Source organism: Chloroflexota bacterium (assembly GCA_023475225.1).
Lineage (GTDB): Bacteria > Chloroflexota > UBA6077 > FW602-bin22 > JAMCVK01 > JAMCVK01.
On sequence record JAMCVK010000003.1, the window covers coordinates 1 to 17,440 of the forward strand.

The 17,440-nt window shown below is 53.6% G+C and carries 18 protein-coding genes; 10 read left to right on the plus strand and 8 right to left on the minus strand.

The features are described 5' to 3' along the window. Positions 1 to 231 precede the first annotated feature (231 nt). From M1136_00500 to M1136_00510, 3 genes are all read left to right on the plus strand, one after another. Positions 232 to 1,650: a cobalamin-dependent protein gene (locus tag M1136_00500; protein ID MCL5074120.1), complete on the plus strand. Its 1,419-nt coding sequence runs from the start codon at positions 232 to 234 to the stop codon at positions 1,648 to 1,650. Positions 1,651 to 1,723: 73 nt separating this feature from the next. Continuing rightward, a complete protein-coding gene (rfbB, locus tag M1136_00505) occupies positions 1,724 to 2,743 on the plus strand; it encodes a dTDP-glucose 4,6-dehydratase (protein MCL5074121.1) in 1,020 nt (339 codons plus the stop codon). Then, positions 2,736 to 3,950 carry an MFS transporter gene (locus tag M1136_00510; GenBank protein MCL5074122.1) on the plus strand — a complete coding sequence of 405 codons (1,215 nt, stop codon included), beginning with the start codon at positions 2,736 to 2,738 and terminating at the stop codon, positions 3,948 to 3,950. The genes rfbB and M1136_00510 overlap by 8 nt, the downstream gene beginning before the upstream one ends. Before the next feature lie 13 nt (positions 3,951 to 3,963). On the opposite strand, the gene M1136_00515 is transcribed toward M1136_00510, so the two are convergent. Beyond that, positions 3,964 to 4,203, minus strand: coding sequence for a phosphohydrolase (locus M1136_00515; GenBank protein ID MCL5074123.1), 240 nt, complete (start codon positions 4,201 to 4,203; stop codon positions 3,964 to 3,966). Between the two features lie 114 nt (positions 4,204 to 4,317). On the opposite strand from M1136_00515, the gene M1136_00520 reads away from it, so the two are divergent. The 7 genes from M1136_00520 (at position 4,318) to M1136_00550 (ending at position 8,046) form a co-directional block, all read left to right on the plus strand. Then, entirely contained in the window at positions 4,318 to 5,079 is a 762-nt protein-coding gene (locus M1136_00520; protein ID MCL5074124.1) for a class I SAM-dependent methyltransferase, read from the plus strand. A gap of 46 nt (positions 5,080 to 5,125) precedes the next feature. Next, on the plus strand, positions 5,126 to 5,788 hold the full coding sequence (locus M1136_00525; GenBank protein ID MCL5074125.1) for a Crp/Fnr family transcriptional regulator: 663 nt from the start codon (positions 5,126 to 5,128) through the stop codon (positions 5,786 to 5,788). A 135-nt stretch (positions 5,789 to 5,923) separates the two neighbouring features. Beyond that, positions 5,924 to 6,130, plus strand: a complete 207-nt coding sequence (locus M1136_00530) for a 4Fe-4S binding protein (protein MCL5074126.1) — start codon at positions 5,924 to 5,926, stop codon at positions 6,128 to 6,130. Between the two features lie 17 nt (positions 6,131 to 6,147). Further along, positions 6,148 to 7,188: a P-loop NTPase gene (locus tag M1136_00535; protein MCL5074127.1), complete on the plus strand. Its 1,041-nt coding sequence runs from the start codon at positions 6,148 to 6,150 to the stop codon at positions 7,186 to 7,188. A 2-nt stretch (positions 7,189 to 7,190) separates the two neighbouring features. Then, positions 7,191 to 7,355, plus strand: a complete 165-nt coding sequence (locus tag M1136_00540) for a hypothetical protein (protein MCL5074128.1) — start codon at positions 7,191 to 7,193, stop codon at positions 7,353 to 7,355. Between the two features lie 43 nt (positions 7,356 to 7,398). Then, a complete protein-coding gene (locus M1136_00545; GenBank protein ID MCL5074129.1) occupies positions 7,399 to 7,791 on the plus strand; it encodes a cbb3-type cytochrome c oxidase subunit I in 393 nt (130 codons plus the stop codon). 45 nt (positions 7,792 to 7,836) lie between these two features. After that, on the plus strand, positions 7,837 to 8,046 hold the full coding sequence (locus tag M1136_00550; protein MCL5074130.1) for a DUF1858 domain-containing protein: 210 nt from the start codon (positions 7,837 to 7,839) through the stop codon (positions 8,044 to 8,046). Between the two features lie 131 nt (positions 8,047 to 8,177). Here the strand turns inward: M1136_00550 and M1136_00555 are convergent, their stop codons facing one another. From M1136_00555 to M1136_00585, 7 genes are read right to left on the minus strand one after another with little or no spacing between them, the layout of a single operon-like run. Further along, a complete protein-coding gene (locus M1136_00555; GenBank protein MCL5074131.1) occupies positions 8,178 to 9,326 on the minus strand; it encodes a glycosyltransferase family 4 protein in 1,149 nt (382 codons plus the stop codon). A gap of 3 nt (positions 9,327 to 9,329) precedes the next feature. Then, a complete protein-coding gene (locus M1136_00560) occupies positions 9,330 to 10,472 on the minus strand; it encodes a glycosyltransferase family 4 protein (GenBank protein ID MCL5074132.1) in 1,143 nt (380 codons plus the stop codon). Between the two features lie 7 nt (positions 10,473 to 10,479). Then, positions 10,480 to 11,580, minus strand: coding sequence for a flippase-like domain-containing protein (locus tag M1136_00565; GenBank protein MCL5074133.1), 1,101 nt, complete (start codon positions 11,578 to 11,580; stop codon positions 10,480 to 10,482). Further along, on the minus strand, positions 11,574 to 13,085 hold the full coding sequence (locus tag M1136_00570; GenBank protein MCL5074134.1) for an O-antigen ligase family protein: 1,512 nt from the start codon (positions 13,083 to 13,085) through the stop codon (positions 11,574 to 11,576). The genes M1136_00565 and M1136_00570 overlap by 7 nt, the downstream gene beginning before the upstream one ends. Then, positions 13,082 to 14,038 (minus strand): SDR family oxidoreductase, encoded by a 957-nt coding sequence (locus M1136_00575; GenBank protein MCL5074135.1) that lies wholly within the window; start codon positions 14,036 to 14,038, stop codon positions 13,082 to 13,084. Before M1136_00575 ends, M1136_00570 begins: the two co-directional genes overlap by 4 nt. Then, the gene (locus M1136_00580) at positions 14,035 to 15,414 is read right to left on the minus strand and encodes an O-antigen ligase family protein (GenBank protein ID MCL5074136.1); all 1,380 of its coding nucleotides are present in this window, start codon (positions 15,412 to 15,414) and stop codon (positions 14,035 to 14,037) included. Before M1136_00580 ends, M1136_00575 begins: the two co-directional genes overlap by 4 nt. Before the next feature lie 54 nt (positions 15,415 to 15,468). Next, on the minus strand, positions 15,469 to 17,247 hold the full coding sequence (locus M1136_00585) for a hypothetical protein (GenBank protein ID MCL5074137.1): 1,779 nt from the start codon (positions 17,245 to 17,247) through the stop codon (positions 15,469 to 15,471). Positions 17,248 to 17,440: the final 193 nt, after the last annotated feature.

Genomic DNA, 17,440 nt, shown 5'->3' on the forward strand with positions numbered 1-17,440 from the left:
CCCTTCTCCCGTCGGAGCAAGGGGAGATCAAGGAGGGAGGGCGCAGCCCCACCACCTGAAGTGAATCGGGATACAGCCTAGATCCGATCCCCCCTTCTCCCGTCGGAGCAGGGGGGTAGTCCAGAAGGGGGCGATCCCCCTTCTGGGAGGGTCCTAGGGCTCCGCCCTAGTTCATAATCCCCCCTTCTCCCTATAGGGAGAAGGGGGTAAGGGGGATGAGGGTATCAACTAATGAAAGTAACTCTCATTTATGCCGGAATCAGCGGTAGCGGATTCAATACTGCCGGCAAGGGAATGGACTCTGGCTGGATCAGTCACGGGTTGATCCTGCTGGGTGCCTGTGCTCAACAGGTCGGCTTCACCGTTGACCTCGTCGACCTGCGCGCCCTGCGCGATTGGGACCATTTCTGCTCAGAGATTCTCGTCCGCCGCCCAGATGTGGCCGCTTTGACTATGATGAGCGTTGATTATAACCCCGTGATGCGTTGCCTAGACATTATTAAGGATATCCTTCCACACACAGTTACTGTCGTTGGGGGGCCACATCCTACCCTCGCTCTACACGAGATAGCGAATAACCCCAAGATTGACCACATTGTCACTCACGAGGGAGAGATTGTCTTTGTCGAGCTGCTCCAAAAGCTGGCTGCCGGGGAGAGGACAGAGCGGATCATCCGTGGAAAGAAACCGGATCTGGACACCCTTCCCTTCGGTGACCGCAACCTTTTCCTCAACGAATGGCGAAAAGCAGGCTACACATTGGAATCACCTGAGGTACCGCTGGGCGATCTACCCGCTCCATTCGTCACCATCATCGCCGGGCGCGGCTGCATATATAATTGCAGCTTTTGTCAACCAGCCGAACGTATCCTCTTCGATGGTCGAGTAAGACATCGCAGCGTAAATAATGTCATCGCTGAACTGCGCTACCTGCGGGAGAGGTACAATTTTCGGAGCCTGCTCATTCACGATGACTGCCTCACTGAGGATAGGTCCTGGGTGATGGAATTTTGCCATGCCTATCAAGAGAATGGGTTCCGCCAGCCCTTCTTCTGTCAAAGCCGGGCCGACATTATTGTGAAACATGAGGATATGGTCGGACTTATGCACCAGGCCGGCCTGACCGGTTTCTTTATCGGCTTCGAGAGCGGTAACGACCGCATTCTGCGTTTCATCCGTAAGGGAACGACGGTGGCCCAAAACATGGAGGCTGCCCGCATCTGCAAGCGCTACAGCATTCAGATATGGGCTAACTATATGCTTGGGCTGCCCACCGAGACCAAAGCGGAGATCATGGATACAGTACGAATGCTAAAAAAGATCGACCCAGATTATTACAGTCCCGCCTTCTACACACCACACCCAGGCAGCGACCTTTACACCTATTGTCTGGAGAACGATCTTTCGCTGATCGTTGATCACGATAGCTACCGACGTAACCCCACAGAGGCCAAAATCAAGGGACACGATTATCAATTTCTCCTCTGGGCCCTCACGGAATCCCAGCGACGGACACCAATAAACGCGGTTAAGCGGACTATAAAGGCCACTCTCAGGCGTTATGCTTCGCCTCGCAAGGTGGTGCGCAAGCTGAGAGGAATGGCTATTAGGATAGCAGCGAGCCTTGTCCCCGCTTCGGGTAGGGGCTAAGCCCCATCACATGGGAAGTTTAAGCGTGCCCATTATGCCAGTGGTGCAGTTTAGATAAAAGGGAGATAAAATAATGAAACATATCCTGGTTACAGGAGGAGCAGGCTTCATTGGCAGCAATTTCGTGCGCTACATGCTCCGGAAATATGATCATTACCACATCGTTGTGCTCGATAAGCTGACCTATGCTGGCAACCTGGATAATCTACAAGATGTCACCAACGATCCGCGTTACAAGTTCATTCGAGGGGATATTTGCGATGCCAGGATCGTCGAAGAAACAATACACGAAAATGACATTGCGGCCATCATCAACTTCGCGGCTGAAACCCATGTCGACCGCTCCTTGCTGGAACCGGGCAGCTTCATCATGACCGATGTCTTTGGTACTTACGTCCTCCTCGAGGCAGCACGCCGGCACAATATAGAGCGATTCCTACAGGTGAGCACCGATGAGGTATATGGCGAGGTGTTGGAGGGTTCATCACTGGAAACGGATCGCCTGGCAGCACGCAGCCCTTACTCAGCCAGCAAGGCCGGTGGCGAGCTAATGGTACAGGCCTACCACATCAGTTATGACCTACCTGTAGTGATTACGCGGGGCAGCAACACCTTCGGTCCCTACCAATATCCGGAGAAGGTGGTCTCCCTCTTCATCACCAACGCCATTGATGACCTACCATTACCTATCTACGGGGATGGACTCCAGGTACGCGACCATCTATATGTGCTTGATCATTGCGAAGGGATCGACCTCGTCCTCCACAAGGGACAGGATGGTGAGATTTATAACATAGGCGCCGGTAACGAGGTGCAGAACATCGACCTGGCCAAGCTCATCCTATCACTCCTGGGGAAGTCGACCGACCTCATCCAGCATATAGCCGACCGCCCAGGGCACGATCGCCGCTATGCCCTGAATTGGGGCAAGATTCAAACTCTGGGCTGGCAGCCCCACCAGGACTTCGCCACCGCCCTTGCTCATACCGTGTGCTGGTACCAAGACAACGAGTGGTGGTGGCGTAAAATCAAGTCCGGAGAATACGCCGAGTACTACCGAAAAAATTACGGTTATCGTCTCCACCATGGATAAAAGCTACCTCTATAAGGTGATTGCTGTCATCTGCCTGGGCTGGGTGATGATCTATGCTGACCGTACCGCTCTCTATCCAATGCTCAGCGTGATCGGCCAGAAGTTTGACCTTACAGCCACCCAGACCGGAGCCATTACTAGCACCTACTTCTTGCTCTATGTGGCGATGCAGATACCGGCCGGCCTTCTAGGTGACAGGATTGGCTTGAAGCGAGTCTTGGTCGCTACCTATTTCCTGGCTGGACTGGGGATGCTGGCCATCGGACTACTGGCGGCAAGCTATCCGACTCTGCTCCTTTTTGTAGCCATCCACGGGCTTGGCGGTGGTGCTCACTTTCCCACAGCGTATGGCTTGGCCATGATCAACATGCCCAGTCGGCTACGTGGCTTAGGGGCAGCTATCATTAACTCCGGCATGGCCCTGGGCACCGCCCTGGGGTTAGCAGCGGCCGGACCAGTTTACCTCTTGACCCAGGAATGGCGCACCCCTTTTCTGCTGTTGGCCCTTCCTACCCTCCTCATTGCCCTGCTCTACGCTCTCATCCTGAGGGAGATCCGTCCTACATCACTGACCCCCGGCAGATTCCAGCAGCTTCTGCGGAATAGAAATGTCGTCAGCATCTGTTTAGCCAATTTCTGCTCTCTCTACGGCTTTTGGACGATCCTTGTCTGGGGACCAACCTTCTTTCAGACGGAGAGGGGCATTGGCCTGGAAACGGCCGGGCTGTATACGGCTATCGTTGCTATGGCCGCCTTACCGGCTGGACTGGTTAGCGGTGGACTATCTGATCGGCTGGGGCGCCGCCTGCTTTCCCTAATTCTCTTTCCCTTAGCCACTATGATGATCATCTCTGTAGCCTTCGTCCACTCCCTCACCGTCATGATCCTGGCCCTGATTGGCTACGGATTATTTGGCAAGCTCTCTTGGGATCCGATCGGGGCTTCCTGGCTCAGTGACCACGTTGCCGCTATCAATCCAGACGACTTGGGCTCTGCTTTAGGGCTCTATAGCTTCGCTGGCATGAGCTCAGCCATTATCACCCCAGTGATAGCTGGTTGGATCAAAGATATGAGTGGCTCTTTCGAAAGGGCATTTTACCTCGGGGCAGGTATCGTCCTATTGGGTTTCTTTCTGACGCTACTCCCCACGGAAACAGCCGGTGTAAAGCGTCCTTTAGCCACACCAGCTGAATTGGGGTTCCAATAGCGCATACTGACATCTACTTTGATCCCTTCAGGCGTTGATATGTCTCTTCACCGAGACATTCTTTGGCCGAACGACACCAGTCGATACAGGAGGCCTGCCTCTCCCGGAGGACAAGCCCGTGGCAATTAGGACAGCGGGCCTTGATCTCGTCGGACCAGATCTCCACTAGATAGCCGCAGTGCGGGCAGGCGATATCTTCCGGGCGTACATCCTTAAAGAGACGAGCACCAGGACAACCGTTCCGAAAACTCACAATGCAGCTCCCTTAACAGATTATAGAAGGGTAAATTATATTCTAAATAAACTATATTCTATTGCTTTGGCCAGGTCAAGAGCCAATCCGAGACCCTCGAACAAGGAGGCACTAATGTCACCAGCGAGCCTGTATGATACTTTCGCTGATCGTTACGACTTGATGGTCTCCTGGGAGACTAGACTCAAGAATGAAGCGCCTTTCTTCCAGAAGATCTTCGGGCAACACCAGACCCGCTCTATCCTTGACGCTGCCTGTGGTACTGGACAGCATGCCATCCGCTTCGCTCAATGGGGTTATGAAGTAGTGGGCACAGACCTCAGCGTGGAGATGCTCCAGAGGGCAGCGCTGAATACCGAAGCTCTCAACGTCTCCGTTACCTTCGTTCAAGCCGGGTTTGGTGAGATTTGGAAAACATTGAAACGACATTTCGGAGCCATTGTGTGTCTGGGCAACTCCTTACCCCATCTTCTTTCCGAGAGGGAGCTATTTCAAGCCCTGACAGACTTCTTCGCGCTGCTAGAGGAGGGTGGGGTTGTCGTCATCCAGAACAGGAACTATGATCGCGTCTATCTGGAGAAGCAAAAATTTATGTCCCTCGATACAACCAAAATGGCTGGGCGAGAGCTGCTCTTCTTTAGACTGGTGGACTTCGAGGGAGAGTATCTGAACTTCCACATCGTCACGTTTATCAAAGAAAAAGGCCAATGGCGCTACGAGGTCAATTCTACGCGGCAACGACCGATCTTCAAGGCAGATTTGGAAGGGCTCCTGGCCGCAAGTGGATTCAAGGAGATCCAGTTCTATAGCGATTTTCAATTCAGTCCCTGGCAACTAGAGCAGACCTACGATCTCATCGCCGTAGCCTATAAATGATTGCGGGCTTGACTGGATGGCCACTCTATAATAGATTGAGGACACCATGGAGTTTCTAGGAGAGTTCCCTTATTTTGCTGACCTAAGCCCGGCAGAGATCTCACAGATCAAGGGGTTCTTCCGCGAAAGAACCTTCGAGCAGGATGAGCTGATCTTTCTCGAGGATGAACCGTGTCATGCCCTCTATTTCGTGAAGTCTGGCCGGGTCAAGATTTTCAAGACCTCTCCCGAGGGCAAAGAGCAGGTGTTACGCATTATGGGGCGTGGTGATTCCTTCAATGATGTGCCAATCTTCGACGACGGCCCAAATCCAGCCAGTGCCCAAGCTTTGGAGAAAACTACCGTTTACCTTATCTCCAAAGAGGACATACGCCAGATCTTGCGCACCTATCCAGCAGTGACCTTGGCCACCCTCAAAGTCTTTGCCAAGAGATTGCGCTACCTTACTCTTTTAGTGGAAGATCTTTCCTTCCGCCACGTGGTGAGCCGCCTGGCCAAGCTCTTGCTCCAATACGCCGAGCAGCCGGAGCAGAAGATAGAAAAAGGAGTCAGATACAGGCTAACGCAGCAAGAAATGGCAGCAATGGTGGGCACAGCCAGAGAGATGATCAGTCGTGCCTTGCGGAGGCTCGAGGAGGAGGGCGCGATCAAAGTGGAACGAAACCGCATCGTCATTCAGAATGCACAATTCTTGCGCAATATAATTTAGGAAATATAAATATTGAGACAAAAGTCACATACAGGGGTTATCCACCGTTGTAGACTTTGTGTCGAGAGGTGGATAACCCCTGTTTTGCATAATAGCTAAACCTTTAGACAGCCTGATCATAGCGAGGAATAGAGGTTGATAACAATCTTACCTGAAATAGATGAAGACAAATGTACCGGTTGCGGCACGTGCGTTGAGGCGTGTCCAACCCAAGCTGTAAGCCTGATAAACGGCCACGCCGTAATCGTAAGACCAGAGGACTGCGATTACTGTACTGAGTGTGAGACAGTCTGCCCGACCCAGGCTATCAGCTGCCCCTTTGAGATAGTCCTCAACAATTGAAGGATGGAGAAGATAGGATGACTATTTCTGCTACCGCCGCAAGCGAAACCACCCTAACAGTCGATACGGAAACAAATATAAGGGACTTGATCACCAGGTTTCCCTACACCGCACGCATCTTTGCTGCGCACGGACTACCCTGTGCTGGTTGCCATTTGGCCAGGTATGAGACCATCGCCCAAGGAGCCGCTGCCCATGGCCTGGCTGTGGAACCCCTCATCGCCGATCTGAATAGAGCCATAAACGAAGGTCCCGAGGGACAGGCATCCTCCACATCTGCTGACCATACGCCTACCATTCAGGCGGAGAACCACATCCAACACATCATCGCCGTAGCCAGTGGCAAAGGAGGGGTCGGAAAATCATCAGTGACCGCCCTTCTGGCTGTTGGCCTACGCCGGCGTGGATTCCGCGTGGGCATTCTCGATGCCGACCTCACCGGCCCCAGCATCCCTAAGATGTTCGGTCTCAACCACCGCGGTCTGCTGACGGAAGAAGCCATCCGGCCAGCGCAAAGCTCTCTTGGCATCGCCATCGTCTCAGTCAACCTCTTTCTCGAACACGAGGATGAGCCCGTCATTTGGCGAGGGCCACTCATTAGCAGCGCCATAAAGCAGTTCTATAGCCAGACGGCCTGGGGCAAACTGGACTATCTTCTTATCGATTTGCCACCCGGCACGTCGGATGCGCCACTCACTGTGCTCCAGTCCCTGCCTGTAGAGGGCATAATTATCGTCTCTTCGCCCCAGGCGCTAGCCACCATGGTCGTGCGCAAGTCTGTGGGACTAGCACAGAGACTGGACATTCCCATTCTCGGAGTGGTGGAAAATATGAGCTATATCGTCTGCCCAGAGTCGGGCAAGCCCTTCGAATTGTTCGGACCGAGCCAGGGAAAGGAGCTGGCTATCCTGGCCAGGGCAGCCTTCTTGGGAAAGCTCCCGCTGGACCCGCAGCTGGCTGAGGACTGCGACCATGGCCAGATTGAAGGATACCAATCTGAGGCCTACGCTGCCCTGGTTCAGTCCTTTGTTGCAAAAATCATAACGAAAAGGAGATAGTTATGTCGAACAATCAACCAACCCCGGAGAGCGCTGGGGATACAAAGCGCTGCCTCATCTGCGGGGCAACAAGCGAAGATCGACTCTTACTTCGTGGCGAATACCAGGGACAGGAGACGTGGGTATGTGCCTCCTGCTTACCACGAGTTATCCACGGGGCTCATTAACCCCAGAATGATTCGTTACTTAAAGAAAAGGGGATAAAGGACTATGAGTAAGACAACGATGGGATTCATTATGGCTGGTATGGTCTATCTGGTTATAGGGGTCACTTTAGGAGCGCTCTTTTTCATCATCCCGCAGACGCGCCTCTTGCGAACGGTACATGCCCATCTAAACCTGGTTGGATTCGTGATGTTTCTCATTTTCGGTGTGGCCTACCACATCCTCCCGCGCTTCCGGGGCAGGCCCTTGTACAGCGAGGGACTTGCTTGGGTGCAGTTCTTACTGGCTAACGTCGGCTTGATCGGGATGCTCCTGCTTATGGGCATTGGCGCTTATCAACCCCTGGGGGAATTCACCGTGTTACTGGCCATTTTTGGGGCCATCCTGACTATATCAATATATCTCTTTGTATACAACATGTGGAGAACCTTAGCTTAAGAGACAACCGTAAGGAATTTTGGTGGAAAGGAGAACGGATCGACGATGGCTGAAACCAAAACCCGTTTTAACAAGGATATGATCATTGGTGACGTGCTGAAGGCTCATCCTGGGGCAGAGAAGGTGATCGAGAAGTATTTCGGTTCAGGCTGCTTCACTTGCCCAGGCATGCGCATGGAGTCCATATCCTTTGGGGCTATGATGCACGGTCTTGACCCCGACATCATAGTTAAGGAACTGAACGAGCTGGATTAATAAGGCCGCAAGACAGAGCAAGAGTATAGACCGCAGGAAACACACATTTCTCGGCCAAGGCGACCTGGCGAACACCGCTTCGCTAGATGGTGGGACAACTCTAACCAGGCATAGCACGATGGTGATCTAACTCACCGTTCCTGGCCGACTTCCTCATAAACGGCCAGGGTCTGGCGAGCCGTTTTCTCCCAGCTGAACAGGCTGGCCCTCTCCAGACCACGTCGGCGCAGAGAGGTGCGCAGCTCCGAATCGCTCAAGATAGCGCGCATCGCTTGCGTTAAGGCCGCCGTATCGGTCGGGTCTACCATAAGAGCCGCTTCACCAACTATCTCCGGCAGCGAGGAAGCACTTGAACAGATGACTGGTGTGCCACAAGCCATCGCCTCCAGTGGTGGCAGACCAAACCCTTCATATAGTGAGGGGTAGATGAGGGCCGTGGCCGCTGCATAGAGGGCTGGCATATCTTCCTCAGGCACCAGGCCGAGGAGCTGAACCCTGTCCTCCAGGCCGAAGTGGCGCACAGCGAGGCGGGGGTCTGGGAAAAGGGTGCTTTCTGTCCCAATCTGCCCTACAAGGACGAGCTTATCCTCTCTTCCATTCCAACGCTTAAGAGCAGCAAAAGACTCGATGAGTCGATTCACGTTTTTCCGGTAGTCGAAGCCACCGACATATAAAAAGAAATCCCCATCTAGGTGATACTTCTGGCGCAGACGAGCTGCCTCGTCAGCAGCATCAACCGGCCGGAAGCACTCATCGGCGGCCAAATAAATTACCCTGATGCGCTCAGCTGGTATCCCCAGCAGCCTTTGAATATCGGCTTTGGAACATTCAGAATCCGCGATGACCATAGCCACCCTCTTGGCCGCCAGGGAAACTAGTTGAGTATACAAACGCACTGCGGTGCGACCTCGATAAAAAGGGAGGAGTAAGGGGATAAGATCATGGATGGTAACCACTACTTTACACGTGGAGAGCAGGGGTGCAGCAAGATAGGGGTAATGAACGAGGGTCAGCCCTGCCTGATAGGCAGCGATGGGCAAACTCACCTGTTCCAGCCAAACCTTAAGCGGGTCTTCAGGAAGCCAGGATAGGAGACCACCAACCTGATAGCGGCGAAAATTAGCCGGCAATGGCCCGAGGTCGCCGCCATCAGCGGGATGAAAGATGATATAGTCATTGAACTGATCAATCCTGGAGAGTGCCCGCAGTAGATTCCGGGTATACTGACCGCTGCCGGTCAATGGTTGACGCCAAAAATAGGCGTTGAGCCCGATGCGCAACTCCTAGCTCCTCTCAAAAGCGCGCTGGTAGATGCGCAAGATCTTCTCCGCCGCCCCCCGCCAGGTAAACCGCTTGCTCCTTTCTAGTCCCTTTCTGACCATATCCTGCCTCAGATCCCTATCACTCAGGGTCCTACCCATCGCCTCTGCTAGCCCTGCAACATCGGTAGGCTTGACCAGTAATCCAGCATCGCCGACTACCTCCGGCAGGGCTGAGCTAGTAGAGGCAATGACAGGCGTACCACAAGCCATAGCCTCTAAGAGAGGCAGGCCAAACCCCTCATAAAGGGAGGGGAAAACAAAGAGATCAGCCAGGCTGTACAGAGCTGGAAGATCCTCCTCCGGCACGTAACCCAAAAAGCGCACCTTCTTGGATAGGCCCAGCTCATCTACTTTGTCAAAAATCTCATCGTACAGCCAGCCTCTTTTGCCAGCGATAACTAACTGGTGCTCGAACCCTGGTTCCCCCAGGAGCTCGGCGTAGGCCTGGATGAGGCGGCTCAGGTTCTTCCGCGGTTCGATAGTCCCCACGTTCAGGATAAAGGGGGCTTCGAGTCGACAGCGCTTGCGCACATCGGATAGGGTTGAGGCATCTCTCACCGGTGCAAACCGCTCATCTAAGCCATTGTAAACGACCTCTACCCTGTCTGGCGGAGCATCCAGCAAACAGATAAGATCATTCTTGGTATTCTCTGATACGGCCACGATCTGATCTGCTCGAGTCAACGAGGCCGGCACGGCCCTTTCGAGGTAAGTTCGCAGCCCTTCATCGTGATATTCCGGAAATAAGAGGAAGGAAAGATCGTGGATGGTGAGAACCCTAGCCCCAGAACGCAACGGCGGTAGAACAAAATCTGGGGAATGAAACACATCGACCCGCCCGATGAGTAGGTCTAGAGGCAAGGGTAACCCCAAGCGATGCCAGATTATCGTCAGGGTCCGATCAGATAGCCGGATCGCCTTCTCTTGGAAATTGGGGCGCCCGCCCAAAAATGGACCCGGTCTCTTCTCTCCGCGATAGCCGTAGAACAGGACATATTCATTCTGCGAATCGTTCTCGGCGATGGCCGAAACCAGGCTGCGAACGTGACGTCCGATACCTGCACCCTGATTCACAGCCGCCGTGTAGTCGATTCCTATGCGCAAGCGCCCCTCACTTCTTCTTGCTTAGCAAATAGACCAGCAAACCGAACACTATCAGACTCCAATAGCTGAGCGTTCGATCCAAGATGGCCACCGAGGCGGCGACATTTTCATCTATCCCGTGCACTGCCCCCAGGTTGTTGAGCAACAAAAGAACACCAACAGTGGCCGACTCTACCAGCCCCAACCCAGCCGGCGTGATCGGTAGAGTGGTCAGGATAGCACCACCGAGGGCCATAAAGATTACCGGAGAGAGCCCAATAGCCGATAACCCCAAAGAAAGACAAATGAACCACATACGGGCGCTCTCTTGCAGCCAGACCACTACCGTGAGCAATAACAGCAAGGGCATGTTTTGGAAACTGAGCAGCGTGCCTTCCTCAAAACGACCATAAATTGGTTTAACCCGCGCCGGCAATAGCCGTTGTACCAGCCCACCGCAAGACTTCATCACCAGAACGGCCAACACAATAAGGACTACAAGGACCAACCCTGCCAAGAAGATGGTCATCACGGGTGCGGGAACCTTACCCCCAAAAAGGCTCAGCCCGGCCAAGGCTAGCATGATAAATAGAACAACCATATCGGACATCCGCTCGGCCAGAATAGTGCCCAGCGTCTTTGATAAAGAGACCCTTGCGTTGCGCTTCAACAAATAACCACGGTAGGCATCCCCCAGCTTGGCCGGCACCAGGCAGTTAGCGAACCAGGAGAGAAAGATGATCTCCGCCAGTCCTAGTATCGAGGGAAGACGAATGCCCGCTGCTCTGCGGAAGCCGACGTTACGCAACAGCAAGCGCCAGCGTAAGCCCCGCACTGGGAAGCTCGAGTAGTAGATAAGAAAGGCCAAGAGGTAAAAGAGCCAGTTCGCTCGCTTGATGTTCTCGACCGTCTCTCGAAGGTCAATATTGATCTTCGTCAACATAAAATAGATGATAGCGAAAGCGAGCAGAAAGGAGACCAAGGTCTGCAGGTTAAAGAAGCGTCTCTCTAGGGAGACCTCCCCTGTCAGTATCTCCCCATTTTCAGGCATAATATCAGTCCCAACCGCTTGCTTGTTAACTTCCTCGTTGATCTTAAAACTATCCTTCCCTTCCTTATGATCTAGCAATCCCTTTCAGAAAAAGGTCCAGTCGAACCCTCTTCCAGTCTGTCTGATCTCACCCTTAGCCCAAGAGCCGAGACCATGCCCAGCATTATGGCTATTTGAACGTTCATTCCATGTACGTAAAGGTTATCAAAGCCATTATGGAGCGAGACGACAGCCAGAGCGCCCAGAAGGCCAAGCAATGTGGCCCTCTCCAGAGAATAGTCACTGCTCACCACGTAGCGGCCGAGAACCCGCCAAGCATGCCAGAAACAGGATACCACAAATAACAGATAAGCACCGAGCCCCAGCAGCCCAGCTTCCGCCGCCATATTTAAATAGAAATTATGGGCATGTCCAAGGGGGTCAGCCCACCCTGGTAAGGCATAATGGGGATAAACAATGACATAATTGCCTACACCGACCCCGAACAGCGGGTTCGTCTGAAACATCTCCCACGCAGCCTGCCAGTGAGCCATCCTCTCCACAACAGCCCAATTTTGCGGCGTTAGCAGCACCTGGCGTGCGTCAAAAATACTGAGGGAAGAGGTTATGCTCTCGATCCGCTGTAACAGTTGAGCAGGCAATAAGTTGAAGGCACCGAGCATCAGGACGATAGCCAACAGGAGAAGCGCGATCAGCAGCAGGATAAAGGTTCGACGGCTGGCCAGGGCACTCATAAGGACGACCGCCCCAGCTAACCCAAGCCAGGCCCCCCGCGATAGGCTCATCATCACCGCCCCACCTAAAAGGACAAGCCCAATCCAAGAGAGCAACCGAAGAGGAGAGGGCCAGGATCTTGCTGCTGTGGTGCGTCGCAAAGAAAGCAGGGCCAGGCTGAGAGCGATCGGGATGATCATCCCCAGATAACCGGCGAAGGGATTGGGCTGGGCAAAGGTGCCATAGGCCCGCATAAAACGGCCCAGTGCGAAGCTCGGCGGCCCCACCTGGCCGAAGAACTGGTAAAAGCCAACCAGAGCCTCCAGCGAGCCAGCTGCCAGGAGAACAACTAGTATCCTGGAGAGCTGTCCTCTATCCTTAAGGGTGTTACTTAGGAGAAAATATACGGCCAGCAGCTCTAACCACTTTAACATCTCCTTCAGGCTTGCTGCCAGGGAAACCGCTTGTCCCACAGAGATTGTAAGCGCAGCGATAAGCAACAGTAAAGGGATGAAAAGCGGTGGTGCGATCAGATGAATCTCTCGCTCGGCCACCATCCTGGCCAGCCAGGAGACGACAAGGAGAATAACCAGCGGCTCCATAGCGTTGAGCTGAAAGCCAGCCAGCTCTACCTCCTTGAGAGAGGCGAAGGGTACAGCAAAAAGGAGTAGCCAGAAGCCGAACTCCAACCGGATTAGCACCAATAAGGATAACGTTATCCCGATAACTAAGATGGCCGCGAGGCTCAACGGTAGCCAGGCGATGGCCAGGGCGGTGCTCATCGTCAAGGCCACCACAGCTATATTGGTTAACCCTTCCCCGCGCCAAAAGGTCTGATAGCCGCGATCTACCACACTATCAGCTCTCACCGCTTTTCCTCTAAGGGAGCAGTCAACCTGACCTGAAACCAGGCGATAGTCTTTTCCAGCCCTTCTTTAAGTCCTAATTTGGGCTCCCAGCCTAACTGTTCTCTGGCTTTGCTTATATCCGGACAGCGCCGTACTGGGTCATCCTCGCTGAGGAGCGGCAAAAAAATGATCGGCGAGTCAGAGATGCAGAGACGTTTAATCAGCTCAGCGAATTCCAGGACCGTATGCTCTTCAGGCGTGCCCAGGTTATAGACCTGCCCCTTCGTACCCTCAGTGAACATAGCCCGCCATATCCCCTCTACCATATCGGAGATATAGCAGAGACTACGCGTCTGCATACCTGAACCATATACGGTGATTGGCTCCCCTTTAAGCGCTTGAGTAACAAAGTTCGGCACAACACGTCCATCATTCGGGTCGGAATGAGGGCCATAACAGTTGAAGATACGAATGATGCGTGCGTCCAGGTCGAACTGACGAACGTAAGTCATCGTAAGCGATTCGGCAAAACGCTTGCTCTCATCATAACAGCTCCGTAGACCGATCGGATTGACGTTGCCCCAATAATCCTCCCGCTGGGGATGCTCGAGGGGATCGCCATAGGCCTCTGAGGTAGAAGCGAGAAGGAATTTAGCTTGGTGGCGCTTAGCTAGATCTAACAGGAGATAGGTGCCCAGGCTGTTGACCAGCGAGGTTTCCAGAGGGTAATTCAAATACCCCGGTGGGCTGGCCGGGCTGGCCAAATGAAAGATCGCTTCGGTCTCCAAATCGAGTGGTTGCGTAACATCGTGAAAGAGAAATTCGAATCCCGGCTGAGATATTAAGTGGCTGATATTAGCCATACTACCCGTGATCAGATTATCGACACAAACAACATCGTGTCCTTCTTTCAGAAGTTTTTCACAAAGATGTGAGCCGATAAAACCCGCACCACCGGTCACTAATATCTTCACGCCCTGCTTCCTCCTTGTGCTCTCTCCATAATATCGACGATGGCCAAACTGAACCAGAAAATCATGGCTAGGTCGACCAGGAAGTAAGAGTTATCGATCATGCCGTGTACCACAAAATCAACCATGCCGGCCAACAATCCCAGCATCAAGGCCTTCAGAGTAGCCTCATTCAATCGGCGATAGAGGCGCAGCCCACGACTGAAGAATCTGACCAACAACCAAACGCCTACGATCAGTCCGGGTAATCCCAGGCGAAGCCAATAATCCAAGATAAGATTATGCGGATGAGAAATGTTCGGCTCCTGCCAGGCCTCAGGCAAACGATAATGTTCACGATATCGGTAAAGAAAATTATCTAGACCAATGCCGAATAGTGGGTGGTCTTTGACCATATTCACCGCGGCCTGCCAGAGCTGCAAGCGCAGAAAAGTCGTTCCCTCCCCCAGTTGTAGATGAGAGCGAATGCGCTCTACCTGAGCCAGGGGAAGCAGACCCAAGGCCACCGCGGCCACGCCCATCCCAACAGGGAGAACGGCCCGTTTACCTTTCACCACAAAGGCGATAAATATAGCTGCGACAAGTACGGCCAGCCATGCCCCCAGAGAGAAGGTCAAGACGAGACAGAGCAACATCACCACCGTGGCCAGAGTATACAGCAGACGGCGCCGCCCCGCAAATAGAGCCAGACATCCAGCCAGGGGAACAAGACGACCGAGAAAGAGCCCTACGTTGTTCGGCGAACCATATACGGCCCTGATGCGGCGCACCCCCTCAGCTGTAATGACATCTTGCGTGAATAGATACTGATAGAGACCAACCAGCGCTACCACCACAGCGGCCAGTAGCAAGGCCTCAGACCAGCGCAGGATCCAGCGCCGCCCATCTCTCGCCTGGCGAAGCAGGTAATAAAGTAGGACCGGCTCGAGAATCACCGTTCGCAGCTCCCGCACGCTTTCTCGTAACCTCTCCGAGACCAGCAATGAGCCAAAGCCGATGAGTACGAAGAGTAGGGCTGGTAAACCAAATCCTGTCAGCGAGGCGGAGAGTGCTCTTCTTAAATCCCCATTCTCCAGTGAGCGGATGAGCCAGGCAGCAAAACAAGCCAGAACGAGAAACTCCACCGCGGAGAATGACAAGGAACCAAAATGTCGGGGCAATAAATAGAAGGGGATGGCGAAAATAGTGAACACTAAACCCCACTCAAGGTGCCCATAGGCCAGGACAATGAAGAGCAAGCCACCAAGTAAAGGGAGGGCGAGCGTGGGGGCAAAATAGTAAACAGCGATGGACAGCGCCATGGCTCCGCCCATGGCCACCTGACGTGACCCTTCAGGTAGACGTTGCCAGCGTCGCTGTAGCTCCGCGATTAAGACCATAAAGGGGCAAACCTCCAGCCATTCCCTGGACTCGGGCCAATACCGTTCGCCCGGTCACTCTGTCTCCCGCCCCTCATCTTTCCGATGGTTCGCGATGGCTGGAGGTTTGCCCCTTCGCCAGAGCAAACCGGCAGCTACCAGAAAGGCCACTGCCCCGGCAAGGAGGGGGCCAAGATTCAGCCAGAGCGACTTAGGCGTTTCACGGACGCTAAAACCATCGATGCCAGAGATAGTACCACTGCCTATAGGCTGACGACTGCCTGGGCCAGCCCCTCCTGGCCCAGCAATCATTAGACGCAATCTATGCTCCCCGTCTGGTAAGTCGCTGGCGATGGGCACCCTCACTTGCCACTGGGCAGTGGGGCTGTAAAGATCTAGCTGGGAACGACCCTGTTCATCCCTGGGGAGACGATTGCATTCACGCCCATCCAAGGTAGCGGTTAAGAGGGCAGAGTTGGGATCCTTCAACACAATTAGGGAGATCTCACTACCCTTGAAGGCGATGGTCACACTATCTCCGACGTTACGCCCGATCAGCAAGCCCTGGCCACTGGCCCTGGGATCTGCTATGTATTGCCAGGAACCCTCACTCACCAGGGCCGGATTGCTCTCCTGATAGTCACCAACCGTGGCCACCCTCAGGGCCGGAGCCTTACTTTTTACAGCACCGTAAAGTAAACGAGGCGTGAAGCCCACATCAACCATACGGAAATAGTAGTCAGAGCGATCGGGATGCATATGTCCATCCTGCCGGAAGTACCAGATGCAAAACACGCCGGCCCAATTCCACTCCGACCGAGCCTTCTCGATGGCCGCGATGGTATAGGCTGCCTGTTGCTGTTCTGTTACCCTGCCCCACTTCAATTTCTCCGGCGGGAAGGTCTCCGGTGAGGCATTCCAGCCGAACTCATTAAACCAGATGGCCTTGTTGGCATCGCCGTGACGCACCATGATCTCACGCAGTAGGGCCACCCGAGCGAAGTTCAGGACATGCGGGTCTGGTGGAGCATCCGGGGGGAAGGAGAAGCCATAGGCGTTGGCAAAAAGGATATCAAAATAGTCCTTTGCGCCATTTTCATACATCTTCTCGAGATAGGTCAACTCAGACATATTCATTGGCGATTGTTCCAGCGTCTGGGCCAGAGGTGCGCTGAGGATACGGACATTGGGATCGGCCTGCTTGGCACGCTCATAGCCGATGCGGAGGAGACGCACATAGGCGGCTGGATCCACTGGTTGATTGCCCCATTCAGGATAGATGTTAGGCTCGTTCCACAGCTGGTAGTAGCTGATCTTGCCCTTGTAGCGCTTGACCACTGTATAGACGAAGTCACCATAGTCCTCAAAATTGTCTGGTGGAGCCTCTCTCAAAGTGTTATCCTTGCGCGTCCACGCCGGTGGACGGTCGAGACGAGCAATGATCTTCAGTCCATATTTTTGGGCAAGGGCAACAATACGATCATATTTCTCCCAGGTGCTCTTGCCTGAGCGTTCATCCCAAAAGTTCCCCTTCTGCAACTCGATGTCCTCCCAGGGGAACTGTTGCTTTACCCAACCGATGCCCGCCTCCTTAGCCATCTGAAGGGTCTTCTCCACCTTCCAGGGCTCAACTTCCTGATGCAAGAAGAAATTAGCCCCATAAGGGTTGACATCTGTATCCGGGATGGTGCGCAAGGGGGCTGGTTCGACCTTGGGCGAGGAGTTGTAAGATGAAACGGGAAGGCGCCAGATGGCGTTGCCCAGCAATACTAAAGCCACCAGGACACAGGCGACCTGAGCGTAATAACGAAGGCTACGCCGGAATAAAGGTCTCGCTTCTCCTCTGGGTCTCATTTGCTACTCCTGATTCCAGCGGCGAGTATAACAAAAAGGGGTCATCGTTTGCAATCTTGGGCTCAATGTTGTTGTCCAGTGAAAATGTCACCCTAATTGTTCAGTGATTTTGTCACCATTACCTGCCTACGCCAAGGATGATTAGCTGCAGGCCGCCAAGGACTGGCCTTAGTTGCCTTCGGCAGCGAAACTG